Annotated in this window: 25 protein-coding genes and 1 tRNA gene; 14 read left to right on the forward strand and 12 right to left on the reverse strand. The window is 66.9% G+C overall.

Translation table 11 applies throughout. The annotated features are described in order from the left end of the window. Nucleotides 1-5: 5 nt before the first annotated feature. The 4 genes from goxA to ABLE91_RS19980 all read right to left on the reverse strand — a co-directional run bounded on the left by goxA (nt 6) and on the right by ABLE91_RS19980 (nt 3,887). A complete protein-coding gene (gene goxA, locus ABLE91_RS19965; RefSeq protein WP_348933649.1) occupies nt 6-2,003 on the reverse strand; it encodes a CTQ-dependent glycine oxidase GoxA in 1,998 nt (665 codons plus the stop codon). Nucleotides 2,004-2,150: 147 nt separating this feature from the next. Then, entirely contained in the window at nt 2,151-2,453 is a 303-nt protein-coding gene (locus ABLE91_RS19970) for a con-10 family general stress protein (protein ID WP_348933650.1), read from the reverse strand. Nucleotides 2,454-2,588: 135 nt separating this feature from the next. Beyond that, nucleotides 2,589-2,735: a hypothetical protein gene (locus tag ABLE91_RS19975; RefSeq protein ID WP_348933652.1), complete on the reverse strand. Its 147-nt coding sequence runs from the start codon at nt 2,733-2,735 to the stop codon at nt 2,589-2,591. Nucleotides 2,736-2,795: 60 nt separating this feature from the next. Then, the gene (locus tag ABLE91_RS19980) at nt 2,796-3,887 is read right to left on the reverse strand and encodes an alpha-hydroxy acid oxidase (protein WP_348933654.1); all 1,092 of its coding nucleotides are present in this window, start codon (nt 3,885-3,887) and stop codon (nt 2,796-2,798) included. A 456-nt stretch (nt 3,888-4,343) separates the two neighbouring features. Here ABLE91_RS19980 and ABLE91_RS19985 point away from each other — a divergent pair, with 456 nt between their 5' ends. Further along, nucleotides 4,344-5,054: a UdgX family uracil-DNA binding protein gene (locus ABLE91_RS19985; protein ID WP_348933656.1), complete on the forward strand. Its 711-nt coding sequence runs from the start codon at nt 4,344-4,346 to the stop codon at nt 5,052-5,054. Nucleotides 5,055-5,072: 18 nt separating this feature from the next. Here the strand turns inward: ABLE91_RS19985 and ABLE91_RS19990 are convergent. Beyond that, nucleotides 5,073-5,149, reverse strand: a tRNA-His gene (locus ABLE91_RS19990). Between the two features lie 113 nt (nt 5,150-5,262). Then, nucleotides 5,263-5,718, reverse strand: a complete 456-nt coding sequence (locus tag ABLE91_RS19995) for a GNAT family N-acetyltransferase (protein WP_348933658.1) — start codon at nt 5,716-5,718, stop codon at nt 5,263-5,265. Nucleotides 5,719-5,819: 101 nt separating this feature from the next. Here ABLE91_RS19995 and ABLE91_RS20000 point away from each other — a divergent pair, with 101 nt between their 5' ends. Then, nucleotides 5,820-6,779 (forward strand): AEC family transporter, encoded by a 960-nt coding sequence (locus ABLE91_RS20000; RefSeq protein WP_348933659.1) that lies wholly within the window; start codon nt 5,820-5,822, stop codon nt 6,777-6,779. Between the two features lie 4 nt (nt 6,780-6,783). Here the strand turns inward: ABLE91_RS20000 and ABLE91_RS20005 are convergent, their stop codons facing one another. After that, complete coding sequence (locus ABLE91_RS20005) at nt 6,784-7,962, reverse strand: UbiH/UbiF family hydroxylase (RefSeq protein WP_348933661.1); 1,179 nt, start codon at nt 7,960-7,962, stop codon at nt 6,784-6,786. A gap of 179 nt (nt 7,963-8,141) precedes the next feature. Here ABLE91_RS20005 and ABLE91_RS20010 point away from each other — a divergent pair, with 179 nt between their 5' ends. The 9 genes from ABLE91_RS20010 (at nt 8,142) to recO (ending at nt 17,058) form a co-directional block, all read left to right on the forward strand. Continuing rightward, nucleotides 8,142-9,116 (forward strand): quinone oxidoreductase family protein, encoded by a 975-nt coding sequence (locus ABLE91_RS20010; RefSeq protein WP_348933663.1) that lies wholly within the window; start codon nt 8,142-8,144, stop codon nt 9,114-9,116. A gap of 128 nt (nt 9,117-9,244) precedes the next feature. Beyond that, entirely contained in the window at nt 9,245-11,455 is a 2,211-nt protein-coding gene (locus tag ABLE91_RS20015; RefSeq protein WP_348933664.1) for a RelA/SpoT family protein, read from the forward strand. A gap of 18 nt (nt 11,456-11,473) precedes the next feature. Next, nucleotides 11,474-12,247, forward strand: coding sequence for a pyridoxine 5'-phosphate synthase (locus ABLE91_RS20020; RefSeq protein ID WP_348933666.1), 774 nt, complete (start codon nt 11,474-11,476; stop codon nt 12,245-12,247). Beyond that, the gene (gene acpS, locus ABLE91_RS20025) at nt 12,244-12,690 is read left to right on the forward strand and encodes a holo-ACP synthase (protein WP_348933668.1); all 447 of its coding nucleotides are present in this window, start codon (nt 12,244-12,246) and stop codon (nt 12,688-12,690) included. The genes ABLE91_RS20020 and acpS overlap by 4 nt, the downstream gene beginning before the upstream one ends. Next, the gene (locus ABLE91_RS20030) at nt 12,677-13,552 is read left to right on the forward strand and encodes a hypothetical protein (RefSeq protein ID WP_348933669.1); all 876 of its coding nucleotides are present in this window, start codon (nt 12,677-12,679) and stop codon (nt 13,550-13,552) included. Before acpS ends, ABLE91_RS20030 begins: the two co-directional genes overlap by 14 nt. A gap of 198 nt (nt 13,553-13,750) precedes the next feature. Beyond that, nucleotides 13,751-14,503 carry a signal peptidase I gene (gene lepB, locus ABLE91_RS20035; RefSeq protein WP_348933670.1) on the forward strand — a complete coding sequence of 251 codons (753 nt, stop codon included), beginning with the start codon at nt 13,751-13,753 and terminating at the stop codon, nt 14,501-14,503. Continuing rightward, complete coding sequence (rnc, locus tag ABLE91_RS20040) at nt 14,500-15,210, forward strand: ribonuclease III (protein WP_348933672.1); 711 nt, start codon at nt 14,500-14,502, stop codon at nt 15,208-15,210. The genes lepB and rnc overlap by 4 nt, the downstream gene beginning before the upstream one ends. After that, nucleotides 15,207-16,325 carry a GTPase Era gene (gene era / locus ABLE91_RS20045; protein ID WP_348933674.1) on the forward strand — a complete coding sequence of 373 codons (1,119 nt, stop codon included), beginning with the start codon at nt 15,207-15,209 and terminating at the stop codon, nt 16,323-16,325. The genes rnc and era overlap by 4 nt, the downstream gene beginning before the upstream one ends. Nucleotides 16,326-16,332: 7 nt before the next feature. Further along, the gene (recO, locus tag ABLE91_RS20050; protein ID WP_348933675.1) at nt 16,333-17,058 is read left to right on the forward strand and encodes a DNA repair protein RecO; all 726 of its coding nucleotides are present in this window, start codon (nt 16,333-16,335) and stop codon (nt 17,056-17,058) included. Here the strand turns inward: recO and ABLE91_RS20055 are convergent. Continuing rightward, on the reverse strand, nt 17,052-17,339 hold the full coding sequence (locus tag ABLE91_RS20055) for a hypothetical protein (protein ID WP_348933677.1): 288 nt from the start codon (nt 17,337-17,339) through the stop codon (nt 17,052-17,054). The genes recO and ABLE91_RS20055 overlap by 7 nt on opposite strands. Nucleotides 17,340-17,715: 376 nt before the next feature. On the opposite strand from ABLE91_RS20055, the gene parC reads away from it, so the two are divergent. Further along, nucleotides 17,716-19,953 (forward strand): DNA topoisomerase IV subunit A, encoded by a 2,238-nt coding sequence (parC, locus tag ABLE91_RS20060; protein ID WP_348933678.1) that lies wholly within the window; start codon nt 17,716-17,718, stop codon nt 19,951-19,953. Between the two features lie 9 nt (nt 19,954-19,962). Further along, nucleotides 19,963-21,756, forward strand: a complete 1,794-nt coding sequence (locus tag ABLE91_RS20065) for a chloride channel protein (RefSeq protein ID WP_348933680.1) — start codon at nt 19,963-19,965, stop codon at nt 21,754-21,756. Between the two features lie 5 nt (nt 21,757-21,761). Here ABLE91_RS20065 and ABLE91_RS20070 read toward each other — a convergent pair whose 3' ends face one another. Then, nucleotides 21,762-22,646: a DMT family transporter gene (locus ABLE91_RS20070; protein WP_348933682.1), complete on the reverse strand. Its 885-nt coding sequence runs from the start codon at nt 22,644-22,646 to the stop codon at nt 21,762-21,764. Nucleotides 22,647-22,766: 120 nt separating this feature from the next. Here ABLE91_RS20070 and ABLE91_RS20075 point away from each other — a divergent pair, with 120 nt between their 5' ends. After that, nucleotides 22,767-23,525 carry an ArsR/SmtB family transcription factor gene (locus tag ABLE91_RS20075; protein WP_348933683.1) on the forward strand — a complete coding sequence of 253 codons (759 nt, stop codon included), beginning with the start codon at nt 22,767-22,769 and terminating at the stop codon, nt 23,523-23,525. Here ABLE91_RS20075 and ABLE91_RS20080 read toward each other — a convergent pair. The 3 genes from ABLE91_RS20080 to ABLE91_RS20090 form a co-directional block, all read right to left on the reverse strand. Continuing rightward, a complete protein-coding gene (locus ABLE91_RS20080) occupies nt 23,473-24,141 on the reverse strand; it encodes a MarC family protein (protein ID WP_348933684.1) in 669 nt (222 codons plus the stop codon). The two genes, ABLE91_RS20075 and ABLE91_RS20080, sit on opposite strands and share 53 nt — an antisense overlap. After that, nucleotides 24,138-24,929: an arginyltransferase gene (locus ABLE91_RS20085; RefSeq protein ID WP_348933686.1), complete on the reverse strand. Its 792-nt coding sequence runs from the start codon at nt 24,927-24,929 to the stop codon at nt 24,138-24,140. Before ABLE91_RS20085 ends, ABLE91_RS20080 begins: the two co-directional genes overlap by 4 nt. 91 nt (nt 24,930-25,020) lie before the next feature. After that, nucleotides 25,021-25,560 (reverse strand): RDD family protein, encoded by a 540-nt coding sequence (locus tag ABLE91_RS20090; protein WP_348933688.1) that lies wholly within the window; start codon nt 25,558-25,560, stop codon nt 25,021-25,023. Between the last annotated feature and the right edge of the window lie 36 nt (nt 25,561-25,596).

The raw sequence follows: 25,596 nt of genomic DNA on the forward strand, positions 1-25,596 counted from the left end.
GCCGATCAGGGCTTGGGCGGCGGGATGATGCCGAGGAAGGGCGGGGAGTTGAGGGTGAGGTCCATGGAGCCCCGGCCGACCTCCACATAGAGCTTGGCGGGGATTTCCTTCGGCTTCCCGGCATCCTTGGGGCCGGGGCGGCTCACCACGAAGCCCATGCGCTCCCAGAGATAGATCATGCGGTTGAGGCCGTCCGTATAGCTGGCATTGGCGTGATAGCCGATGCCCGCCGCGCCGCGCGACCACGCAACCCTGGCGCCGAAGAACTTGATGCGCTCCGCCGGGTCGAGGCTCGCATCCATGAGGGCGTTGTAGTTCATCTCCGGCAGCACATCGATGGGCAGCAGAGCCGGCCACCAGGTGGCGTTCAGGAAGTCGTGGGCGAACAGCACCTGCTGGCAGCTGAAGGCGTCGCATTGCCAGGGCAGGCCCATCCAGCGGGTGAGGTCGCCGGGCATCTGCGGGCCGACTGCAGCGGGCGTCTTTTCGAAGCCGCCGAACGCCTTTTCGGGCGTGAGCAGCAGCCCCATATCCTGCACGAGGGTGGGGTCCCGGTCCTCGGCCTTGCGGATGCGGTAGGCGCCGCGGAACAGCTCCTTGTGGCGGAGCGTCCAGGTGAGTTCGACGCCGGGATGGAAGGCGCCGCCGGAGCAGGCCGAAAGCGCCGCCCGGTTGAGGGCCTCAGGCTGCTGGGCCAGCGGGATCTCCTCGAAGCCGATGGCCGGCTCGGGCGCTTCGGGGTTGAGATCGGCGATGAACGCGCCGTCCGCCCACGCCTTCAGGATCGCATACTGGTGCTTGGGAATGCGGAACCAGCGCAAGGGCGAGGCGGTATAATTGATGCCGTCGCCCAGCATGAGCGGCACCTTGAATTGCTGGTCCTGGTCCGTGGCGGGATTCTTGTCGGGGTCGCGGAAGGCGGCGAACACCTTCTGGCGAAGCGCCTTGTTGGCCGGGGAGGGGTCCGCGAGCTTCGCCATATAAGCGGGATTGCTGAGGTCGCCCATATCCGCATATTGCCGGCTCATGGCGGAGGCGGCCGCCACCCAGTCCATCAGATCGAGGCTGCGGAAGAGGGGATAGACGTCGCGCCGGAACGAATAAGGCGGCTTCACCTCGGGAAGCCAGCCCGCATCGATCGCCACGTCGGTCATCACGTCGTAGAGCGTGATGAAGGCGGGAATCTCCGGCGCGAAGTCGGGGCCGCAGCAGGCGACCCAGGCATTCTCGGCCTCCACCGTCCGGCCGTCCTTGAAGGTGATGCGCGCATCCACCGGGCCGTCGCACCAATCGTCGTGCCAGCCATCATTGTCGGAGAAATTGGTGATGGGATTGTTCGGGATGGCGGACTTCGCCACGCCGTCGCCGGGGAATACGACAAGGCGCCCGGCATCGTCCGTTCCGAGGGCGGCGAGCTTCACCCGCTCGCGCTTCCAGAACTGCCCCACCATGGCATAAGCGGGATTGTTGCCGCTGAGATTGATGCCGCGCCCGGAAACCTTATGGACGCCGGTGTCGATCACCAGCATCTCCCCGCGTGCCTTCCAGTCGCTGATGGCCTGGTTGCGCAGCGTCCCGGGAAGGCCGGGGGCAAGCTCGCCATTGTCGAGGGGATTGTTGAACCCGTACCAGGCGCCCTTGGTGTTCGCCACGCGCACGGACCATTCGATGTTGGCCTCCGCGCTCGTCACCTCGCGCAGCACCTCGCCGGCGGCGTTGAACGCATAGACGCGGAAGCGCTGCGCCTGCTTCTTGATGTGCTCGTCGCTGCCCTTGTAACTGCCGTCGGGAATCGGCGGCAGGCCAGGCACTTCCGGCGCGTAGAAGAATTCCGGGCTGCCGCCGACGCGGCAGATGCCGAGTGCGGGATAGATGGCGAGGCGGGCGACGGTCTGGTCGGTTGGGGGCTTTGCCGGTGCCCCCTGGGCGAAGGCGGCGCGCGCCATGAGAGGAGCAGCAAGGCCAAGTGCGCCAACCCCGGCCAGAAAATCCCGACGACGCATCAGACAATCCCCCAATTAAAAAACGGGGGGACCCTATCCCACCTGCGCGCGGGGTGTCATCCGCGCGCGAAAGCGCAGCGCATGAAAAAAAGCCCCTCTCCGAGGAGAGGGGCTTCCCGTGCCGGTTAAGCACCAGTTTGGTGGGCCTTAGCGCTGGCCGCCTTTGCGGCCGGCGTCCGAGGCCAAGTTATGGTCCTGCGAGAAGGAGCGCTTCTCATCCGGGGTGCTACGCCCGCCCTCACGGCCGGATTCCGCGGCGCGCTGGGGGTTCTGGGCGAAATTTCCGCCGCCCTGCTGGCGGTTGTCGGTACCGGACTGGCCCTGCTGGCCCTGGGTGCCCTGTTGGCTGCCGTGCTGCTGCTGGCCACCCTTGCGGCCGGCTTCAGATGCACGCTCACGATCCTGGGCAAAATTCCCAGATCCACCACGATTGTTATCGGGGTTGGCCATGGGTTTCTCCTTGGTAGGTGTTGCCGTCCCAGCCATATGAACAGAACGACAGCCTGCGAAGGCCGTTCCAACTTAGCCATTAATTAGTTGATGACGCAGGGGAATCTGGCGCGGCTGAATGGTGCGTGGGTGCCCTCAGCGACCTGGCGGGTCCACTTTCATGCCATTGGGGCCGACTTCGATCTGGAGCGTGTTCCGGTCCCGCTCCAGGGCCTGATAGGCAAGGACGCCGCCGCCCACGAGGAGCACGGCGATGATGGTGTAGAGAGCGGCCTTGGGCATGCTGAAGCCTCCGTTTGCTGTCCTGAGAACGCAAGCGTGGCTGAAAGGGTTCCGCTAAGGTCAGGGACGCCAGAGGACGGTGTCGTCGATCTCCTCGAGCTGTGCCCGCCCGGTGATGGCCATGGCCACCTCCAGTTCCGCCCGCAGCAGATGGATCGCATGGGCGACGCCCGCCGCGCCCGCCACCGCCAGCGCGTGCATGTAGGGCCGGCCGACCATGACGGCGGACGCGCCGAGCGCGAGCGCCTTGAGGATGTCGGTGCCCCGGCGGATGCCGCCGTCCAGGAGGATGGGCACCTGTCCTTCCACGGTGTCAGCGATGCGGGGGAGCGCCTCGATGGTGGCGGGCAGGGTGTCCAGCACCCGGCCGCCATGGTTGGAGACCACGAGGCCCCGCACGCCTTCCGCCACCGCCTTGTGCGCATCAGTGGGCGAGAGGACGCCCTTCAGAATGATGGGGAGGTCGCAGATGCCGCGTAGCCATTCGATGTCCGCCCAGGTGGCGATGCCGGCGAGGAAGCCGGAAAAAAGCGGGCTCTCGCCGATGGCCCCGGCAGCGACATTCGGTGATGCCATGCCCTTCAGGTTCACCGCCTCGACGCCGTGCGGCAGACGGAAGCCGGCCCGCTGCTCGCGGTTGCGCAGGCTCGCCGGGGCATCGACGGTGACCACCAGCGCGCTGTAGCCGGCGGCCTTGGCGCGGGCCACGAGCTCGGCAGTGAAGCCCCGGTCCGGCTGGATATAGAGCTGGAACCAGAGCGGCGACTTGGCCGCGCGGGCGATGTCTTCCAGGGCAACGCTCGCCTGGGTGCTCACCACCATTGCGGCGCGGGCGGCGCCTGCGCCGTGCACGGTGGCCAGCTCGCCGTCGGGATGGGCCAGCTTGTGGTACGCCACCGGCGCCAGGAGGATGGGATGGTCGAGCTCAAGACCCAGAAGGTGGGTGCGGGTGCTGGCCTCGCTCATGTCCCGGAGCACCGCGCTTGAAAGGCGCAGCCGGTCGAAGGCGGCCCTGTTCTCGGTCAGCGTGATCTCGTCTGCGGCAGCGCCCTCCAGATAGGCGCGGGCGTTGGGCGACAGGCGCTGTTCTGCGAGGTGCTCATAGTCACACAGGGCGACGGGGGGCGGGGGAGAAGAAACAGGGTGGGTCACGCTATCACCAATGGCAATTCTGCCGGCCAGCTCAGCAGGAATGGAGAGCTAAAGCGGCGGTTGAACAAACTCCAAGAGGCAATGCCTGCCGTCGTCAAATTCCGAACGGCTCCAAGACCATTCGTCGCAGAGAATATAGCCGTGTGGGCTGCTTCCACCACCGCCCCCGCGGGTATGTGGTCAAACGTTGGGCAGCGCAACTTCCAAAGCTGGCGCAGCCCTCAGGAATCAAACGGGCGGTCCCTCCCTCCTGCAGGACCGGCCTGCGAGGAACATCGGTGAGGGCAGGACGTTCGGAGAAGGTGGGGCTCAAGGCACGGAGAAACCCGACCATGACTGACATCCGCAATGCCCGCGTCCTGATCCTCGCCGCGAACGGCTTCGAGCAGAAGGAGCCGGAGTTGCCGCGCGGCGAACTGCGCAAGGCCGGCGCGTGGGTTGTGGTCGCCTGAACCCGTGGCAAAGGCAGCGCGCTTTTCTCAGCAACTCTCCGGCCCGCTCCGCGCGGTGGCGGCCGAGGCGGCGGGGTGCGAGCGCTGCCCGCTCTACAGGGATGCGACCCAGACGGTGTTCGGGGAGGGACCTTCGGACGCCCGGATCATGCTCGTGGGCGAGCAGCCGGGCGATAAGGAAGACCTTGAAGGTCGCCCGTTCGTCGGCCCGGCCGGCCGCCTCCTGGACCAAGCGCTGGCGGAAGCCGGCCTCGACCGACAGCAGGCCTATGTCACCAATGCGGTGAAGCACTTCAAGCACCAGCCGCGCGGCAAGCGGCGCATCCATAAACGGCCCGACCGGGGGGAGATTCAGGCCTGCCACTGGTGGCTCGATCAGGAGCTGGCTTTGGTGCGGCCCTCTCTGGTGATCGCGCTCGGAGCAACGGCGGCGCAGGCGCTGGCGGGGCGCAAGGTGGTCTTGTCGCGGGAGCGGGGGCTGGAGGTGGAATATCCGGGCGGCCTGAGAGGCATGTCCACGGTCCATCCCTCCTCCATCCTGCGGGTGCCGGACGCGGAGGCGCGCCATGCGGCCTTCTCTGCCCTGGTGGAAGACCTGCGCACGGCAGTGCGTCCGGCGCAGGAGGCGCCGCGCGTGACGCCGATTCCCATGACCGCGGCGTCGCCTCGTGGAGCTGCGCGCACCAAGGCAAAGCGTGGCACGAAAGCGGCATGACCATCAGGCTGTGTGGAATGGTACAGCTGGGTGGGCTCGAACCACCGACCTCCGGTTCCACAGACCGGCGCTCTAACCAACTGAGCTACAGCTGCATAGGCTTGCGGGCGCCAAGGCGCCGAAGCGAGGCGCGGAACCTACGCTGATGGGGTTTGCGATTCAAGGGCGTGTTGTGGATTTCCGTAAAGGTGGCCGAGCACCGTGCCCGCTACCGCAGAAAATGGCGGTATTGAACAAAGCCGGAGCGCTGCGCCACCTGATCATAGAGCCCCATGGCGGATGTGTTCGTCTCGTGCGTCAGCCAGTAGACCCGTGAGCAGCCATTTCGCTCCGCCGCCTCATACACATGGCCGATGAGCGCGCGCCCGATGCCGGCGCCGCGAATGGCGGGGTCCACGAACAGATCCTGGAGATAGCAATAATCGCCAACGGTCCAGCAGGACCGATGCTGGATCGCATGCACGAGGCCCACGGCCTTCGCGCCACTCCACGCCAGCGCGCCCCACATGGGCTCAGCAGCGTCCAGCAGGCGCGCCCACATCACCTCGGACACCGCGGCGGGAATGTCCACTTCGTAAAAGGCCTGGTATCCCCGCCAGAGCGGCAGCCAGGCTTCATGCTGGCCGGCCTCCAAAGGGCGAATCTCGATCTCGGCGGCGGTCATGGGAAATCCTTGCGGTTCCTAGTGCTGCGGGCAGCTTCCAAGGAGGTGGTGAAAACTTTTCCGTTCACTTAATGAGGGGGCATACATCCCCGCGGTTCTTCATGTCCGACCTCATTGGCCTCGCCTTTCCCTTTTTCGGCCTCATCTTCCTCGGCTACGGCTGCGGGCGCTTCGTGCACCTGCCGGAGGCGGGGCTTTCCTGGCTGTCCTTCTTCATCATCTATCTGGCGCTGCCGGCGCTGTTCTACCGCATCGTGGCGCAGACGCCGTTCTCGGAACTGGTCAATCCCGGCTTCATCCTGGCGGCGGTGGTTTCCACCTTCTGCACGGCCATGCTGGCGCTTGCCCTGAGCCTGTGGCTGCGGCGGGGGAATCTCAGCGAGGCGGCCATCGCCACCACGGTCGGGGCCTATGCGAATGTCGGCTATATGGGGCCGGGCCTGACGCTGGCGGCCCTTGGCCAGGAGGCGGCGACGCCGGCGGCGCTCATCTTCGCCTGCGACAGCATCTTCTTCTTCACCCTCGTGCCGCTGCTGGTGGCGGTGCATTCGGGCAAGGGGTCGCTCCGCGCGACGCTGCATCTGGTGGTGAAGCGGGTGCTGACCCACCCTTTCAATATCGCGACCCTGCTGGGCATCCTTTCGGCCTGGCTCGAATTCCGCGCGCCCGGCGCGGTGGAGCGCATGCTGGATTTCCTGAAGAACGCCGCCGCGCCCTGCGCCCTGTTCGCGCTGGGGGTCACGGTGGCGCTGCGGCCACTGGGCAAGGCGCCGCCGGAACTGGCGCCGCTGCTGGCGCTGAAGCTCCTGGCCCACCCCGTGATCGCACTCATCTGCCTCACCACCCTCGCCAGCGTCTCGCGCAGCTGGGTGGAGACGGGGGTGCTGATGGCCTCGCTGCCGCCGGCGCTGAACTGCTTCGTTCTGGCGCGGCAATACAATGTCTATGTGGAACAGGCCTCGGCCGCCGTGCTGCTCGGCACGACCGCCTCGGTGGTGACGGTGACAGGCGTGCTCTATCTGCTCCAGCAGCACATGCTGCCGCTGGGCGGCCTCTGGTGAAGGCTCACGCCGCCCTCAGGCCCGCCCCCAGCCGCATGAGCCCCCGGCGCAAGGGGCCGACGCGGTCCATCAGATAGAGGCCGAGGCCGCGCAGGCTCTGCACCGGCACGAGGTCGGAGAGCAGCGAGCGGTTCAGCACGTCCACGGCCGCCATGCGGGTGTCGATGTCGCGCCGGCGATCGGAGGCGTAGCGCGACAGCAGGCTCTCGCTGCCGGGATCCTCCCCGAGGCTCACCGCGTCGCCCGCAAGGTTCAGGATCGCCGCCGCATCCCGCAGGCCGAGATTGAGCCCCTGTGCGCCGATGGGCGGCATCACATGGGCCGCCTCCGCCACCAGCGCCAGACGAGGGGCGACAAGGTGTTCCGCCGTCTCCGCCGCCAACGGGAAGGCGCCGCGTCCTTCCTCCAGCTCGAAAGCGCCGAGGAGGGAGAAGGCGCGCCGTTCCAGCTCGCGGGCGAGGGCAGGCGGGTCGAGGCCCAGAAGCCGCACTGCGTCGCGCTCGCTCACCACGCAGACGATGGAGGCGCGCTTGCCGGGCAGGGGAACGAGGGTGAAGGGGCCGGTCTCGGTGTGGAATTCGGTGGAGATGTCCTCATGCGGCCGGGTGTGGCGCACGGTGAAGGTGAGGGCCACCTGCGGATAGGCGCGCGAGCGCATGCGGATGCCCGCCGCCTCGCGCATGCGGGAGTTGCGCCCGTCGGCTGCGATGGCGAGCCGTGCCGTGACGGCGGCGCCATCATCCAAAGAGAGGGTGAGGTGCCCGGCATCGGCCGAATGGCCCGTCACCGAGGCGCGGGCCACATGGAGGCTGGGCAAAGCGAGGGCCGCGTCCATCAGCTCGCCGCGCAGGGCCTCATTCTCGATATTGTAGCCGAAGGCGTCGAGGCAGATCTCGCTGGCGCGGAACTTGACCTCGGGTGCGCGCACCAGGCGGTGGGTGGCATCGACGATGCGCAGGTCGCGCAGCGGCGCCGTATGTGGCGCGAGGCGCTCCCACACATCGAGGCTTGCGAGGAAGCGGACGGAGCCTTCCATCAAGGCGGTGGTGCGGTGGTCGCGCGCCCGCTCAGGGCCAGTGATGAGGGTGGTCCGCACCCCGCGCCGCGCCAGCCCCAATGCAACCGCAAGGCCGGCGGGACCCGCGCCCACCACGGCGACGTCGCATTCGATAGACTCACCCACGCGCGTCTCTCCGCCATTCTCCATCGACGCACCTATCATAAGGCCATGCGTCGAGGGCGAAAACTCCTGACGGCTTTTTGTACCGCCGCCGCTTGCCGGCCCGCTGCCAGCCCCTATCATCCCGGCCCAGCGAGCGGCTGTCCTGAGGGTGGCGCCGCAAAGGGCGGGAGGCGATGCACATGGTGGGAATGGTCCGCATTCACAAATACGGGGGACCGGAGGTCCTGACCTATGAGGACGTGGACCTTCCCCCGCCGGGGCATGGCGAAGTGCAGATCCGGCATACCGCCATCGGGCTCAACTTCGTCGACACCTATTTCCGCTCCGGCCTCTACAAGGGGCCGGTGCTTCCCTTCGTGCCGGGCAATGAGGGCGCGGGCGTCGTGGTGGCCGTGGGCGACCATGTGAACGACTTCCACGTGGGCGACCGCATCGCCTACGCCACCATCACCGGCTCCTATTGCGAGGCGCGCAACATTCCGGTGGGCGGGCTGGTGCACCTGCCGGCCTCCATCGACGACCGCACGGCGGCGGCGATGATGCTGAAGGGCATGACCGCGCAATATCTGGTGCGCAAGACTTATGAGGTGAAGCCCGGCGACACGGTGCTGATCCAGGCGGCGGCCGGCGGGGTGGGGCTCCTGCTCTCCCAATGGTGTCATGCGCTCGGTGCGAAGGTCATCGGCACGGCCGGCAGCAAGGACAAGGCCGAGCTCGCCTATGCCAATGGCTGCGACGAGGTGATCCTCTATCGCGAGGAGGATTTCGTGCACCGGGTGAAGGAGATCACCAAGGGCAAGGGGTGCGACGTGGTCTATGACGGCGTCGGGCAGGACACTTATCCCGGCTCGCTGGATTGCCTGAAGCCGCGTGGACTCTGGGTCTCGTTCGGCAACGCCTCGGGCGCCATCAAGGATTTCAACCTGCTCCTGCTGTCGCAGAAGGGCTCGCTCTACGCCACGCGCCCGACGCTCAACACCCACATCGCCACCAAGGAAGACCTCTACGCCACCGCCAACGATCTGTTCGAGGCGGTGCTGAAAGGGGCGCTGAAAATCCCCATCCACCAGACCTACGCCTTGAGGGATGTGCAGAAGGCCCATCGCGACCTGGAAGGCCGGGCCACAACGGGCTCCACCCTGCTTCTTCCTTGAGGCAGCTATGCATTTGGGCGTGAAGGCAATTTCAGCCTTGCGCCCATGCGGCAGGCGGGCGATATCCTGGGAATGGAATTTCCCAGGAGGCGCCATGCCTCCGCCTGTTTGCGACGGTCCGTTCGGCCATGATGCGCCAGTACGAGCTCGTCGACCGCGTCCGCCGGTACAATCCTGAGACCGACGAGGCGCTGCTCGACCGCGCTTATGTCTACGCCATGAGGGCGCACGGCACGCAATTGCGCGCGTCCGGCGACCCCTATTTCTCGCACCCACTCGAAGTCGCGGCCATCCTCACGGACCTGGAGCTGGACGACGCCACCATCGTGGCGGCCCTGCTGCACGACACCATCGAGGATACGGGCGCCACCAAGGCCGAGATCGAGCGCCTGTTCGGCAAGCAGATCGCCGAGCTGGTGGAGGGCCTCACCAAGATCAAGAAGCTGGACCTCGTCTCCAAGCAGGCGAAGCAGGCGGAAAACCTCCGCAAGCTGCTGCTCGCCATCGCCGACGATGTCCGCGTGCTGTTGGTGAAGCTCGCCGACCGCCTCCACAACATGCGCACGCTGAAATACGTGCCGCAGGAGAAGCGGGACCGGGTCGCCCAGGAAACCCTGGATATCTATTCCCCGCTGGCCGCCCGCATGGGCATGCAGGACATGCGCGAGGAACTGGAGGACCTGTCCTTCCGCCAGCTCTCCCCGGAAGCCTATGCCTCCATCACCACCCGCGTGGCGGAGCTGCGGGAGCGCAACGGGCCGCTGGTGGAGGAGATCGAGCACGAACTCCAGGCGGAACTGAATTCGCGGGACATCAAGGCCATCGTGAAGGGGCGCGAGAAGCGGCCTTATTCCATCTGGGGCAAGATGGAGCGCAAGGCCATCGGCTTCGAGCAGCTCTCCGACCTCTACGGTTTCCGCGTGATCGTGAAATCGGTGGAGGACTGCTACCGGGCGCTCGGCATCGTCCATACCAAGTGGCCCATCGTGCCGGGCCGCTTCAAGGACTATATCTCGACCCCCAAGCCCAACGATTACCGCTCCCTGCACACCACCGTCATCGGCCCCCGGCGCCAGCGGGTGGAATTGCAGATCCGCACCCAGGACATGGACGATATCGCCGAGTTCGGCATCGCCGCCCATGCGCTCTACAAGGACGCCTCGGGCGAGCAGACCATCGTCCTTTCCAATGAGAGCCGCGCCTATGGCTGGCTGCGCAAGACCATCGAGAACCTCTCCCAGGGGCTCAGCCCCGAGGAGTTCCTGGAGCACACCAAGCTCGAACTGTTCCACGACCAGGTCTTCTGCTTCACCCCCAAGGGCCGGCTGATCGCCCTGCCGCGGCGGGCCACGCCCATCGACTTCGCCTATGCGGTCCATACGGACGTCGGCAACACGGCGGTGGGCTGCAAGATCAACGGCACCATCGCGCCCCTCGTCTCCGAGCTGAAGAATGGCGACGAGGTGGAGATCATCACCTCCAAGGCCCAGACTCCGCCCGGCGCCTGGGAGACCATCGCGGTCACCGGCAAGGCGCGGGCGGCGGTGCGGCGCGCGACGCGGGCGGCGGTCCGGGCGCAATATGCCGGCCTCGGGCGCAAGATCGCCGAGCGGGCCTTCGCGCGCGCCGGCAAGCTGTTCTCAGAGGAGGCCCTCGCCAAGGGCATACCGCGCCTTGCGCGCTCGACCCTGGACGATGTCTTCTCCGCCGTGGGGCGGGGCGAGATCAAGGCGGACGACCTCGTGCGCGCGGTCCATCCCGACTGGACCGCCCAGCGGGCGGACGAGCGGGGCAGCTCCAACAAGGCGCCCAACGGGGAAGGCTGGTTCGAGCTGAAGAAGGGGCAGAACCTCAAGTTCAAGATCCCCGACATCCCCGACGATGCCAGCGCCATTCCCATCCGGGGCATCAAGGGCGATCTGCCGGTGCGCTTCGCCCCGAAGGGCGGCGCCGTGCCGGGCGACCGCATCGTCGGCATTTTGACGCCGGGGGAGGGGATCACCATCTATCCCATCCAGTCCCGCGATCTCCAGAAGTTCGAGGAGACGCCCGAGCGCTGGCTGGACGTGCGGTGGGATGTGGATGAGCTGAGCGAGGGCCGGTTCCCCGCCCAGATCGTGGTGACGGCGGTGAACGAGCCGGGCTCGCTGGCCCAGGTCGCCGCCGCCATTGCCGAGCGGAACGGCAATATCGAGGGCCTGGAGATGCGTTCGCGCTCCCCGGACTTCACGGAAATGGTCATCGATCTCGGCGTGTTCGACTTGCGCCACCTGAACGGCATTCTTTCGGACCTGAGGGCCCGCGCGGTGGTATCCAGCGTCGAGCGGTCGAACGGCTAAGACAAGAGGAGAGCGATCATGCGCAGCGCGGCGCCGGTGCGGCTCGGAGTGAACATCGATCACGTGGCCACCGTGCGCAACGCACGCGGCGGCGTGCATCCCGATCCGGTGCGCGCGGCGCTCCTTGCCATGGCGGCGGGAGCGGACGGCATCACCGCCCATCTGCGCGAGGACCGGCGCCACATCCGCGATGCCGACATGGCGCGGATCAAGGCGGAAGTGGCCCTGCCGCTCAATTTCGAGATGGCGGCCACCGACGAGATGGTGGCCATCGCCCTGAAGACGCAGCCCCATGCCTGCTGCCTCGTGCCGGAGCGGCGCGAGGAGCGCACCACCGAGGGTGGGCTCGATGCGGCTGGTCAGGCCGCCGAACTCGGTCCGAAGATCGCCATCTTGCGGGACGCCGGCATCCGCGTCTCCCTCTTCATCGCGCCGGACCTGCGCCAGATCGAGGCGGCGCAGGCGCTCTCCGCCGATATCGTGGAACTGCATACGGGGGCCTGGTGCGACCACCGCGCGGCGGGCGAGGCAGCGGAGGCAGAGGCGGAATTCCTGCGGCTCCAGGCGGGTGCGACGCTGGCGGCGACCCTCGGCCTTGAGGTCCATGCCGGCCATGGCCTCGACTACGCCACAGCCGAGATGATCGCCGGGTTCGAGGAGATCGCGGAGCTCAATATCGGCCACTTCATGATCGGCGAGGCGATCTTCTCTGGCCTCGATGCGGTGGTTCAGCGGATGCGCGCATGCATCGCCAAGGGCCGCGCCGATCCCCGCCTGGAGCATGTGGCGTGATCGTCGGGCTGGGCACCGATTTCTGCGATGCGCGCCGAATCGCCAAGTCCATCGAGCGGTTCGGCGACCGCTTCCTCGAGCGTGTCTTCACCCCCGGCGAGCGGGCCAAGGCGGACCGGCGCATGCGCCGGGCCGAGACCTATGCCAAGCGCTTCGCCGCCAAGGAAGCCTGCTCCAAGGCTCTGGGCACGGGGCTGAGCCACGGTGTGTTCTGGCGCGACATGGAGGTGGTGAACCTGCCTTCGGGGAAGCCGACATTGCAGCTCACAGGCGGCGCTGCGGCGCGGCTCAAGGCCATGGTTCCGCCTGGATATCAGGCGTATATCGAGCTCAGCCTCACCGACGAGGGACCGCTTTGCGCCGCCTATGTGATCATCAGCGCGGAGCCGGGTCCCCGGGAATCGGGGCTGCCCATGGGAGCCAGTACGGGTGAGTCGACCTAAATTTCGCGACGTGCTTCTTGCCGGTTCGGTCCAGCAAAGCCTTTTCCATATGCGCTACAAGCTGCTGGATGCCGTCCATTACCGGCGCCGCAGCCCCGATCAGGCACGCGTGGTCAAGGAGATCCGCGGGCTGAATGCGCCGCTTGTGGCCTTCACCGTGGCCTTCAACGTGCCGTCCGCCATCGCTTTGCTGTCCGATGCCATGGCGAGGTTCTTGCCCGACACACCGCTGGTGGTCTGCGACAATTCCGACGATCCGGACGCCCCTGCGAAGATCAGGGCCTTCTGCGAGCAGGCGGGCCGCATCTATTGCCGCCTGCCGCGCGCGCCGCTGGTGAAGCGCTTCTCCTCGCGCTCCCACGCCACCGCGCTCAACTGGATCCTGCGCAATTTGGTCCTGCCGTCGGGCGTCCGGCGTTTCGCGACGCTCGATCACGACCTCATTCCTCTGGCGCCGGACGACATGATGGCGCGCCTCGCCGGCCAGCCCTGCTACGGTTACGTCCAGCGGCACGACCGGTCGCGGGCATGGTATCTCTGGCCGGGCTATTCGCTGTTCGACCTCGACCGCATTCCCGTGTCGAAGGTGAATTTCGGCACCGACCGCATGCTCGGCCTCGACACTGGCGGGCGCATGTGGACCACCCTTTACCGCCACATGGATGAGGCGGCCTTCATCCCCGCCGAGGTCCGCTCCGGTTTCGTGCCGGGCTATGAGCATGTGCGGGCGCACCTGATCTTGGACAAATGGTTCCATGTGGGCCAGGTGAGCTATCGTGACGGCAATCTCAACGCCCTCGGCGTCATGCGTGCGCGTTTCGACGTGGACCCGGACGGGCTGCTCGAAGCGACACGGGTGTAACGCGGGAATGCCGGAAGGGCAGGTTATCGCCGTGGTGGGCAAGGTGGGCCTTGCGTTGCCGGGGCAGCGTGAAGCGTCTATAGAAACCCGGCTGCACGGACTGAATTGGCACGTTGTCCTTGGGGCGCGATGCGGCGGTGCGGCCGTCTGTGGCGACAAGACTCAGGCATCGACGCCTGGACACTTACCGGAAACTCAATGACAGCGACCAGCGACTCCAAGAAGGAAGGCGGTTTTATTGAAACCGTTCGCGTGATCGTCCATGCGCTCCTCATCGCGCTGGTGATCCGCACCCTCCTGTTCCAGCCCTTCAACATTCCCTCCGGGTCCATGAAGGACACGCTGCTGATCGGCGACTACCTGTTCGTCTCCAAATTCAGCTACGGCTATTCGCGCTATTCCATTCCCTTCTCGCCGAACCTGTTCACCGGCCGCATCTTCGGCTCCGAGCCGACGCGCGGCGACGTGGTGGTGTTCAAGCTGCCGAAGGACAACGAGACCGATTACATCAAGCGCGTGGTCGGCATGCCCGGCGACAAGATCCAGATGATCGAGGGCGTGCTCAACATCAACGGCGTTCCGGTGAAGCGCGAGCGCCTCTCCGACGTGACCGAGGATGACGGCTCGGGCCGCATGGTGCCAGTGAAGCGCTGGAAGGAGACCTTGCCCAACGGCGTCTCCTACGAGACGCTCGATATCGTCGACAACGGCTTCTACGACAACACCCAGGTGTATAACGTCCCCCCCGGCCATTATTTCATGATGGGCGACAACCGGGACAATTCAGCCGACAGCCGCGTGCTGAGCCAGGTGGGCTATGTTCCCTTTGAGAATTTGATCGGCAAGGCGCAGATCATCTTCTTCTCGGTGGATGAGCACGCCGCCGCCTGGCAGGTGTGGATGTGGCCCTGGACCGTGCGCTGGGCCCGCCTGTTCACGATGGTCCGATGAGCCTTGAGGGTGACGATCTGGCCGGGCTCGAAGCGCGCATCGGCTATGTTTTCGCGGACAAGGCGCTGATCGATCTGGCGCTGACCCATATCAGCGCGGTGAAGGGCGAGGCGCCGCGCCTGCGCTCCTACCAGCGTCTGGAATTCCTTGGCGACCACGTGCTCGGCAGCATCGTCTCGCACATGCTGTTCGACGCCTTCCCGCAGGCGGAAGAGGGTGAGCTGTCCCGCCGCCTTGCCGATCTCGTGCGCGAGGAAGCGTGCGCGGAGGTGGCGGAGGATATGGGGCTCGGCGCCTGCATGCGCCTTGGTCCCGGCGAGGCCCAATCCGGCGCGCGCAAGCGGCGCGCCATTCTGGCCGATGTCGCAGAGGCCGTGGTGGCGGCGGCCTATCTCGATGGCGGTTACGAGGCGGCGCACAAGCTCGTGGACCGGTTCTGGCGCGCCCGGCTGGAAGCGCCCCGGCGGCCTTTGCGGGACCCCAAGACCGTGCTCCAGGAATGGGCGCAGGCGCGCGGGCTGCCCCCGCCGGCCTATCGGGAGGTGTCGCGCAGCGGCCCCGACCATGCGCCCCGCTTCCTTGTTGCTGTAGAATTGCCCGGGCTTCAGACGGCGGAGGCGCCCGGCGCCTCCAAGCAGGAAGCCCAGAAGGCGGCGGCCGCCGCATTTCTCGCTCGCGAGGGCGTTGCGGAAGGGAGCGAGGCATGAGCGAGGATCAAGAGATCGAGGACCTGAAAATCGAAGACGTGAACAGCGAGGATCTGGAGATCGACGGACGGAAGGACGAGGACGTCGACGGGCGGGAGCCCGAGGATGACGCGTTCGACGACGAAGACCTCGATGATGATGATTCCGACGAGGACGATGCGGAAGACGACGACGCGGAAGAGGATGCGCCCCAGGCGCTGACGCCCGCCGTGCCGCAGGAAACCCGCTGCGGCTTCGTCGCGCTCCTCGGCGCGCCCAATGCGGGCAAGTCCACGCTGACCAATGCGCTGGTGGGCACCAAGGTCTCCATCGTCTCCCACAAAGTGCAGACCACGCGTGCCATCGTGCGCGGCATCCTCATCGACGGCGCCGCGCAGATCATCCTGGTGGACACGCCCGGCATCTTCTCGCCGCGCCGGCGGCTGGAGCGGGCCATGGTCTCCACCGCCTGGACCAGTGCCTCGGACGCCGACCTCGTCGCTTTGTTGGTGGACGCTAAGCGCGGCATCGACCCCGACATCGAGGCCCTGCTGGGGCCGCTCGCCCAGGTGAAGCGCCCGCGCGCGCTCATCCTCAACAAGATCGATCTGATCCGCCGCGATACCCTCCTCGCCCTGACCACCGAGCTGACGACCCGGCTGCCCTTCGAGCAGGTGTTCATGGTCTCGGCCCTCACCGGGGACGGCGTGGACGATTTGAAGGGCTGGCTCGCCGAGAACATGCCCGCCGGCCCCTGGCTCTATCCCGAGGACCAGATCACCGATGCCCCCATGCGCATGCTGGCGGCGGAGGTAACGCGGGAGAAGCTGTTCGTGCGCCTGCACGACGAGCTGCCCTACCGTTCCACCGTCGAGACGGACTCCTGGAAGGAGCTGCGCGACGGCTCGGTGCGCATCGAGCAGACCATCTATGTGGAACGCGAGAGCCAGAGGAAGATCGTGCTCGGCAAGGCGGGCTCCACCATCAAGGCCATCTCCACGGAGGCCCGGGCGGAAATCGCCGAGATCACCGAGCAGAAAATCCATCTGTTCCTGTTCGTGAAGGTGCGCGAGAACTGGGCGGACGACCCGGAGCGCTATCGCGAGATGGGCCTGGAATTCCCGAAGGGGGGCTGACGCCACCGTGGAATGGACCGACGAAGGCATCGTCACCGGCGTGCGGCGGCACGGCGAGGGCAGCGCCATCGTCGAGGTGATGACCTATGCGCGGGGGCGGCATCAGGGCCTGGTCCGCGGCGGACAATCCCGTCGGCAGGCCCCCATCCTCCAGCCCGGCAACAAGCTGCTTGTCACGTGGCGGGCGCGGCTGGACGACCATCTCGGCAATTTCACCGTGGAGCCGCTGAAGCTGCGGGCTGAGGCGCTCATGCGCCTGTCCCATGGCGCCTATGGCATGAGCCACATCACCAGCCTGATCCATCTTCTGCCCGAGCGTGATCCCCATCCCGGCCTGTTCGGCATTCTCGACGCCATCCTCGAGGCGTTCGAGGAGCCCACGTCCGCCGCCATCCTGCTGGCGCGGTTCGAGGTGGCGATGCTGGCGGAACTGGGATTCGGGCTGGAACTGGATTCATGCGCCTCGACCGGCCGGCGGGATGACCTGATCTATGTCTCGCCCAAGAGCGGGCGGGCGGTCTCGGCCTCGGCGGGAGCGCCTTTTGCGGAGCGGCTTTTGCCGCTGCCGACCTTCCTTCTGGCCAGTCAGGTGACGCCCACCATGGCGGAGGTCGAACAGGCCTTCGGGCTGACGGGCTATTTCCTCACCCGCCGTATCCTGGAACCGCGCGGGCTGGTCCTTTCGGATGCCCGCGCGGCCTTCATCGCTTCTATGCGACGCTGGGATCAGTAGAAACCGATGCCAACGCGCGGGGGACCGCCGTAACCATACCGCGGGCCGGGAGCGCCATAACCGTAGCGGGGGCCAGGAGCGCCATAACCATAGCCCGGACCGGGACGCGGGCCGTTGCCGTAATAGCCGCGGCCGCGCGGCGGGCCGACCCAGACATTGTTACACCGGGTCACCACCACCGGCCCGCGTCGCACCGGCCCGCACACGCGGCGCCAGGCCACGTCCTGCGCCTGCGTCGAAACTTCCGAGCCCTTCAGCGGGTTGGTAGTGGAAAGGGGCATGGCGCTCGCCTGCGTCGCCAAGGACGCAACGCCAAGCGCAGCCGCACCGCACATAGCAACAACAAGTCGTTTCATATCGCCTACTCCTAGAGAGCCTGCATTGGCGCCGTTCAGCACCTGGCTGTAAGGTGAAACGTCCGAATGTCGCTGTTGTGTTCCATGAAAAATCAAAACATGAATTCGCGGTATGGTTACAGGTGTTGAATTACTGCACGATTGAACGTGCATTCATACTCTTAAACGAATCACTGCATTTTCTTCATTCTTGCGGCAGAGGTGCGGCCGATCCGGGACAAAGCTGTGCAAGATATGCTCGAGCCGCTGCGTCATCCGCACTGCGCCTTGTGCCGCGCGGTGCATCGCGCTACTGCGAACCATGGCCGCACGCACGATTCCGCCCGGCGACGGTGCCATTGAGCCCGTCGAGCTGAAGACCGCGCTCGAAGAGCGCTATCTGGCCTATGCCTTGTCCACCATCACGCAACGGGCGCTCCCCGATGCGCGCGACGGGCTGAAGCCGGTGCATCGCCGCATCCTGCACGCCATGCGGCAGTTGCGGCTCGATCCGGGACAGGGCTTCAAGAAATGCGCCCGCGTGGTGGGCGACGTCATCGGCAAGTTCCACCCCCATGGCGACCAGGCGGTCTATGACGCGCTGGTGCGCCTCGCCCAGGATTTCGCCCAGCGTTATCCGCTGGTGGACGGGCAGGGCAATTTCGGCAATGTGGACGGCGATAACGCCGCCGCCATGCGCTACACCGAGGCGCGCCTGACCGCGACCGCGAGCCTCCTTCTGGACGGCATCGATGAGGACGCGGTGGACTTCCGGCCCACCTATGACGGCTCGGAAGACGAGCCGTCCGTGCTGCCGGCGGCCTTTCCGAACCTGCTGGCCAACGGCTCGCAGGGCATTGCCGTGGGCATGGCGACCTCCATCCCGCCCCACAATGCCGCCGAGCTTCTGGACGCGGCGCTGCACCTGCTCGATCACCCGGCGGCGCCGGCCTCCGATCTCCTCCAGTTCGTGCCCGGCCCGGATTTTCCCACCGGCGGCATCCTGGTCGAGGATCCGGTGGGCATCGCGGAAGCCTATGCCACCGGGCGCGGCTCGTTCCGGGTGCGCGCGCGCTGGCACAAGGAAGAAAGCGGGCGCGGCACCTATCTCGTGGTGATCACCGAAATTCCCTATGGCGTGCCCAAATCGCGCCTCGTGGAGAAGATCGCCGAGCTTCTGACCGACAAGAAGCTGCCGCTGCTCGCCGATGTGCGCGATGAGAGCGCCGAGGACATCCGCCTTGTTCTGGAGCCCCGTGCCCGCACGGTGGACCCCGAAGTGCTCATGGAGAGCCTGTTCAAGCTCACCGAGCTTGAGGCGCGCGTCTCGCTGAACATGAATGTGCTGGTGCGCGGGCAAATCCCCAGAGTGCTGTCGCTGGCCGACGCGCTCCGGGAATGGCTGGCCCATCGCCGCGACGTGCTGCTGCGCCGCTCCCGGTTCCGCCTCGCTGAGATCGCGCGGCGGCTGGAGATCCTGGCCGGATATCTCATCGCCTATCTCAATCTCGATGAGGTGATCCGCATCATCCGCGAGGAGGACGAGCCCAAGGCGACGCTCATCGCGACCTTCAAGCTCACCGACACCCAGGCGGAAGCCATCCTCAACATGCGCCTGCGCTCTTTGCGCCGCCTGGAGGAGATGGAGATCCGCAAGGAGCACGACGCGCTTTCGAAGGAGCAGGACCAGCTCAACAAGCTGGTCGCTTCCGAGCCGGCCCAGTGGCGGACCATCGCCAAGGAGATCCGCGAGACCCGCAAGGCCTACGGCCCCGATACCGAACTGGGCCGCCGCCGCACCAGCTTCGCGCTGGCGCCCGAAATCCATGAGGATGCCTTCACCGAGGCGCTGGTGGAGCGCGAGCCCATCACAGTGGTGGTCTCCGACAAGGGCTGGATCCGGGCGCTGAAGGGCCACGTGCAGGACCTGTCCGGCCTCCAGTTCAAGGGCGACGACACCCTTGCCCATGCCTTCTTTGCCGAGACCACCTCGCGCATCATGGTGTTCGCCTCGAACGGGCGCTTCTACACGCTGGATGCCTCCAAGCTGCCCGGCGGGCGCGGCCATGGGGAGCCCATCCGCCTGATGATCGAGATGGAGCAGGAGGCGGAGATCGTCCGCGTCTTCGCCTATCAGGCCGGCGGCAAGCTCCTGGTCACCACCCGGGAAGGCCGCGGCTTCGTGGTGGGCGAGGACGATTGCCTCGCCAATACCCGCAAGGGCAAGCAGGTGCTCACCGTAGACCCGCCGGAGAAGGCCTACGCGGCCGTGCCCGTTGTGGGCGACACGGTTGCGGTCATCGGCGACAATCGCAAGCTGCTCCTCTTCCCGCTCAACCAGGTGCCGGAAATGGCACGCGGCCGGGGCGTCCGGCTCCAGCGCTACAAGGAGGGCGGCGTATCCGACCTCAAGGTGTTCGCCCGCGCGGACGGCCTTACCTGGGAAGATTCCTCCGGCCGCACCTGGACGGTGAACGAACTGCTCGACTGGCAGGGCGAGCGCGCTACTTCCGGCCGCCTGCCGCCCAAGGGTTTCCCTCGGAACAACAAGTTCGCATAGGGCGGCGGCATGAGCGGGGAGGCGCAGGAGCAGGTCTTCAAGGTCGCTCCGCGCGAAACCGGCCGTGCCGCCATTGCCCGCCTGCTGGGCCGGTTTTCGCTCCAGCGGGAAGTGACCATGGTCCTCCTCGCCTGCGTGGTGGGGACGCTTGCGGGCGCCGGCGCCACCCTCATGAGCATCGCCGCCCATGAGATGCACGAGCTTCTGTTCAACACCGGGCCGGGCGGTTTGCTGAGCATCGTGCCGTCGCTCACCTCGCCCTACATGTACTTCATGCCCGCCGCCGGCGGCCTTCTGCTCGGCCTCTACGCGCTCGTAGTGAAGCGCCTGCGGCCGGGGCAGGTGGTGGACCCCATCGAGGCGAATGCCCTGGAAGGCGGGAAGATGTCGCTCCGGGACAGCGTCATCCTCTCCAGCCAGACGGTGCTGGGCAATAGCTTCGGCGCCTCGGTGGGCATGGAGGCGGGCTATACCCAATGGGGCTCGGGCATCGCCTCCACCATCGGGCAGAAGCTCAACCTCAAGCGCAGCGATCTGCGCATCCTGGTGGGCTGCGGCGCAGCGGGGGGCATCGCGGCGGCGTTCCATGCGCCGCTGGCGGGCGCTTTCTATGCCTTCGAGCTGATCATCGGCGTCTATGCCATCCCGACCGTCGCGCCGATCATGGCGGCGGCGCTGCTGGGCTATCTCTCGGCGCGCGAGCTCGGGGTGGTGGGCACGCCCATCATCATCCCCGAGGTACCGGACATTCTGCCGGCGGACTATCTGCTCTTCATCCTGCTGGGGCTGGTGGGGGCCATGGTCGCCATCGGCATCATGCGGCTCATGACGCTGGTGGAGCAGGGTTTTTCCAAGAGCGGCATCCCGCAGCCGCTGCGGCCCATGGTGGGCGGGCTGGGCGTCGGCGCGCTGGCGGTGATCTCGCCGCAGGTGCTCTCCAGCGGCGAGGCGGCGCTGCACATCCAAGTGGGCGCCGGGGTGACCCTGGCGGTGGCGGGCATCCTGGTGCTGAAGATCCTCGCCGCCGCCTGCTCGCTCGGCTCGGGGTTTCGCGGCGGCCTGTTCTCAGCGGCCCTGTTCATGGGGGCCATGCTCGGCAAGCTGTTCGCGGGCGTGGCGCTACTGGTGGCGCCGTCGCTGAACGTGGACCCGGTGATCTCCTCGGTGGTGGGCATGGCGGCCCTGGCGGTGGGGATCGTCGGCGGCCCCGTCACCATGACCTTCCTCGTGCTGGAGGCCACCAGCAACCTCGCCATTGCAGGGGTGGTGCTCACGGCCGCCATCGTCTGCTCGCTCACCGTGCGCCTGTGCTTCGGCTATTCCTTCTCCACCTGGCGCATGCATCTGCGGGGCGAGAGCATCCGCGGAGCCCATGACGTGGGCATCCTGCGGGAGCTGACCGTGGGGCGGGTGATGCGCCGGGACCCGCCGGTCTTCCCTGCCGACGGCCCCATCGGCGACCTGCACGCCAAATTCACCAATGTGGCCAACCGCGTGGTGGCGCTGGAAGACGGGGCAGGGCGCTATGCCGGCCTGATCCGCCTCATCACCACCTACGGCGCCAGCAACGACACACCGGCCGAGGCGCTCGCCCTGTGCCGCGACAGGGTGCTGGCGGCGGACATGAACGTGCAGGATGCGATCCATCTGTTCGAGGGGGCCGGAACGCCGGTGCTCGCGGTGGTGGATACGGCTTCCGGCAAGGTGATAGGGCTGCTGGACGAGGCGGACGCCCTCCATACCTATGCGGATGCCCTGGAGGACCAGCGGCGGGGGCTCGCAGGCGAGGACCCGGTACGGTAGTGGCGTCAGGGCCGCTCCGTCATCGCCGCCACGCCGGCCATGACGCAGGCAAGGCCGATCCATGCCGTCCAGGGCAAGGCTTCCCCGAGCACGAGCGCTCCGATGGCGACGCCGATGGGCACGCGCAGGTAGGCCTGGGCCGTGGTGCCGATGGAGCCGAGCGTCCGCACCAGCCGGAAATAGATGACGAACGCCAAGGCGGTCGAGAACACCGACAACGCCATCAGGGCAAGGATCGAATCCTGCGATGGCCGGAGCGTCCACGGCCGGTCGAGGAGGAGGCTCAACGGCACGAGGATCGCCGCGCCGCAGAGGAGCGAGCCGGCGGCGGGCAGGATCGGGTCCAGCCCCCTGAAATTCTTTCCGAAGATCGCCGCCCCCGCATAGCAAACGCTGGCAGCGACAATGGCGAGCTGCGCCCACACGGAGTGCCCGAGCCCCCCGAGCGCCTGCACCCCGACGATGAGGCACGTGCCCGCCAGCCCCACGGCGACGCCCAGAAGCTTGCGCCCGCTCACGGGCTCGTGGCGGGTGACGAGAGCGGTGATGAGGAAGGCGAAAAGGGGCGTTGTGGAATTGAGGATGGTGGCGAGCCCCGCTGATATCGTCTGCTCCGCCCAGGCGATGAGGGTGAAGGGGACGACGCTGTTGAGGCCGGCCTGGAACAGGAAGCGCCCCCACATGGCCCGGTCCCGTGGCAGCCGCAGCCCGCGCCAATGGAGCAGGGCAAGGAGAAGGGAGCCGGCGATGATCGTCCGTGCGGCGATCAGCGTGACCGGCGGGATGGTCTCGACCCCCACGCGGATGAAGGTGTAGGACGCCCCCCAGAGGATCGAGAGCGCGAGAAGCAGAGCCAGCTCTGGCGCGAGGCTGGCGGGACGCTCTGTCATGTTTGGTCCTGATGGTCGGTGGGTGGAGGCCTCCTCATAGCAAAGGCACCGCCGCGATGTTTCGGCCGGTGCCGAAGCATGGGCGCGAACTTCGGGGCGCGAGGCCGCTATCCTGGCCCCATGGCGAATACGGTCTCGGGAAACACCATTGCTGAGGTCGCGGCGCTCATGGGCGATCCCGCGCGGGCCAATATCCTGTCCGCGCTCATGGGCGGGCAGGCGCTGACAGCGGGCGAGCTGGCATATCATGCCGGCGTCACCGCACAGACCACCAGCGGGCACCTTGCGAAGTTACTGGACGCTCGTCTCATCGCGTTGGAGAGGCAGGGGCGCCACCGATACTACCATCTCGCGACGTTCGAGGTGGCCGAGGCCCTGCAGGCTCTCATGGCGGTGGCGGCTGCGGGGCCGGCGCGGCACCATCCCGTGGGCCCGCGCGACGCAGCGCTGCGCATTGCCCGCACCTGTTACGACCATCTGGCCGGCCGCCTCGCTTTGGCGCTGGCGGATCGCTTGTGCGAACAGGGCTACATCGTGCTGGCGGACGGCGCGGGTCTCGTGACCGAGGACGGGCGGCGTTTCCTGGCGGATTTCGGCATTAGCCTCGATGATGCGCCGGGGAGGCGCCCTTTGTGCCGCACGTGCCTCGACTGGAGCGAGCGGCGCCCGCATCTGGCAGGCCGTCTCGGCGCGGCCCTGCTGACGCGGCTATTGGAACTGGGATGGCTGGTGCGGACCCCGGACAGCCGGGCGCTCCGCATCACGCCTGCCGGTCATCGCGGCCTTGCCGCAACGTTCGATCTACCGCCCCATTGGGACGAGCCCGTTACGCCGGATGCACCACGCTTCCAAGAAGTGCGCTCAGCCCCGTCCACATGATCTGCATGCCGATGCAGAGCAGGATGAAGGCGAACAGGCGCACCAGGATGTTGGTGCCGTGCGGACCGAGCACCCGCTCCATGTCCCCGGCATAGCGATAGGCTACATAGATGCTTGCCGCCACGGCGATAAGGCCGCACAGGGCGGCGATAATGACCAACGCCATCTCCGCAGGTGTGCCGCCGTGGAGATCGGCCTGCGCCCCCAGGGCGACGGCCGTCGCGATCGAACCGGGACCCGTGGTGAGAGGCATGGTGATTGGGTAGAAGGTTTGATCTTCCACCTGGGCGGCATCGACAGTGTGCGAGGCATCGCGCTCGGGCGTGGGGTTTCCCTGATGGAGGAGCTGCCAGCCCACGAACGTCACCACCAGCCCGCCGGCGACCCGGAGCACTGGCAGGCTGATGCCGAAGAAGCTCAGGATGTGCGAGCCGAGCGCCATCGAGACCACCAGCAGGACGAACCCGTAAAGGGCCACCCTGCGCGCCATGCGGGCCTGCGTCTCCGCAGGGACATACCGCGTCATCTGGTAGAAGATCGGCGCGCCGCCGAGCGGGTTCACCACGGGGAACAGCGCTGCGAACACCGCGAGAAAGATATTGAACGCTTGGGTCATTCGGCCGCCGGTTTCTCCGAAACCGGCTTTTCCTGGCCGGGTGCATCGATCCGTTCCCAGCCGTGGGGCGAGAGCCGCTCCTGGGGCAGGAAGCGCCGCTTATAATCCATCTTCCGCGACCCTTGCACCCAATAGCCGAGATAGACGTAAGGGAGGCCCATCTGCTTAGCGCGGGCGATGTGGTCGAGGATCAGGAAGGTGCCGAGCGAGCGCTGGGGGATGTTGGGATTGTAGAAGGAATAGACCATGGACAGGCCGTCCGCGAGCACGTCCGTGAGGGCGACGGCGAACAGGTCGCCGGTGCCCTTGCCGTTGATGCGCGTGTCCGGCCCACGCTTGCGGTATTCCACGAGGCGGGTCTCGACGTGGGTGTCCTCCACCATCATGGCATAGTCGAGCACGCTCATGTCCGCCATGCCGCCCGAGCCGTGGCGGGCGGTGACGTAGGAGCGGAACAGTCCATATTGCTCGGACGTCGGTGCCGGCTGGCGCATGGTGCCCACGAGGTCGGCATTCTCCGACAGGACCCGGCGGAAGCCGCGGGTCTCCTCGAAATCCGCCGCGCAGATGCGCACGGAAACGCAGGCGCGGCAGCCCTCGCAGGCCGGGCGGTAGGCGATGGACTGGCTGCGGCGGAAGCCGCCCTGGGTCAGGACGTCGTTGAGGGAGGTCGCCCGCTCGCCCACCAAATGAGTGAACACCTTCCGCTCCTCGCGGCCGGGCAGATACGGGCACGGCGAGGGGGCCGTCAGATAGAATTGCGGCGTGTCGCGCGGATGCTCGGTCACGGCACTTGAACCCCGGCGCCTCTCACTGGGGGCGTCCCTCCAGCATCGCTCCCGCTGACGAGTCGGTCAAAGGTTTCCGTGGCGCCCTCGCTTAAAAAGCGGAACGCCGCAGGGAGGCGACGCGCGCCTCGTTGTTGACGAGCACCGTTCCCACGAGGAAATCGTGCAGCAGCCGGCGCCGGCCGTTGAACAGGGCGACCAGCAGCACGAAGGGTGTGAAGACGCTCATGGAGACCCAGAACGCCACCGCATGCACGGCGCCGAGCAACGAATAGCACGGTGCGCCGTACCAGGTGCGCATCTCAAGATCCATGGCGCGCATGCCCAGCGTCGCCGACGCCGGCGAGCCGAGGGTGACCGCATTGTACCAGATGGCCCAGATCACGAAGGCCGGGCCGAGAACCGGGAACAGCATCCAGCCGAGGCTCAGCGTGACGATGCCGAACACGAAGATGAACAGCGCCAGCAGCACGATGGGCGCGATGATGATCACCGCATCGATGCAGAAAGCCACGAGCCGGCGCGACAGCACGCCCTCGAAATATTCCGGCTGGGTTACCGGATCATAGGCATGGGGCCGGTCCTGCGTGGACTGCCCGATGCGGCCGTTCTCCGGCGACGAGTAGCTCATCTGAAGTCATCTCCTCGCACGTAAAGTGGTGTGCGA

Origin of the sequence: Aquabacter albus, from assembly GCF_040049275.1 — a bacterium.
Taxonomy (GTDB): Bacteria; Pseudomonadota; Alphaproteobacteria; order Rhizobiales; family Xanthobacteraceae; genus Aquabacter.

Coding starts and splice junctions, on each gene's coding strand:
- ABLE91_RS20055 (WP_348933677.1), bottom strand. CDS start 17,339: ATGCCCCTTTCCACTACCAACCCGCTGAAGGGCTCGGAAGTTTCGACG.
- ABLE91_RS19975 (WP_348933652.1), bottom strand. CDS start 2,735: ATGCCCAAGGCCGCTCTCTACACCATCATCGCCGTGCTCCTCGTGGGC.
- ABLE91_RS20000 (WP_348933659.1), top strand. CDS start 5,820: ATGTCCGACCTCATTGGCCTCGCCTTTCCCTTTTTCGGCCTCATCTTC.
- goxA (WP_348933649.1), bottom strand. CDS start 2,003: ATGCGTCGTCGGGATTTTCTGGCCGGGGTTGGCGCACTTGGCCTTGCT.
- ABLE91_RS20075 (WP_348933683.1), top strand. CDS start 22,767: ATGGCGAATACGGTCTCGGGAAACACCATTGCTGAGGTCGCGGCGCTC.
- rnc (WP_348933672.1), top strand. CDS start 14,500: ATGAGCCTTGAGGGTGACGATCTGGCCGGGCTCGAAGCGCGCATCGGC.
- lepB (WP_348933670.1), top strand. CDS start 13,751: ATGACAGCGACCAGCGACTCCAAGAAGGAAGGCGGTTTTATTGAAACC.
- ABLE91_RS20090 (WP_348933688.1), bottom strand. CDS start 25,560: ATGAGCTACTCGTCGCCGGAGAACGGCCGCATCGGGCAGTCCACGCAG.
- ABLE91_RS20065 (WP_348933680.1), top strand. CDS start 19,963: ATGAGCGGGGAGGCGCAGGAGCAGGTCTTCAAGGTCGCTCCGCGCGAA.
- ABLE91_RS20080 (WP_348933684.1), bottom strand. CDS start 24,141: ATGACCCAAGCGTTCAATATCTTTCTCGCGGTGTTCGCAGCGCTGTTC.
- ABLE91_RS20010 (WP_348933663.1), top strand. CDS start 8,142: ATGGTGGGAATGGTCCGCATTCACAAATACGGGGGACCGGAGGTCCTG.
- ABLE91_RS20015 (WP_348933664.1), top strand. CDS start 9,245: ATGATGCGCCAGTACGAGCTCGTCGACCGCGTCCGCCGGTACAATCCT.
- ABLE91_RS20020 (WP_348933666.1), top strand. CDS start 11,474: ATGCGCAGCGCGGCGCCGGTGCGGCTCGGAGTGAACATCGATCACGTG.
- ABLE91_RS20070 (WP_348933682.1), bottom strand. CDS start 22,646: ATGACAGAGCGTCCCGCCAGCCTCGCGCCAGAGCTGGCTCTGCTTCTC.
- ABLE91_RS19970 (WP_348933650.1), bottom strand. CDS start 2,453: ATGGCCAACCCCGATAACAATCGTGGTGGATCTGGGAATTTTGCCCAG.
- ABLE91_RS19995 (WP_348933658.1), bottom strand. CDS start 5,718: ATGACCGCCGCCGAGATCGAGATTCGCCCTTTGGAGGCCGGCCAGCAT.
- era (WP_348933674.1), top strand. CDS start 15,207: ATGAGCGAGGATCAAGAGATCGAGGACCTGAAAATCGAAGACGTGAAC.
- parC (WP_348933678.1), top strand. CDS start 17,716: ATGGCCGCACGCACGATTCCGCCCGGCGACGGTGCCATTGAGCCCGTC.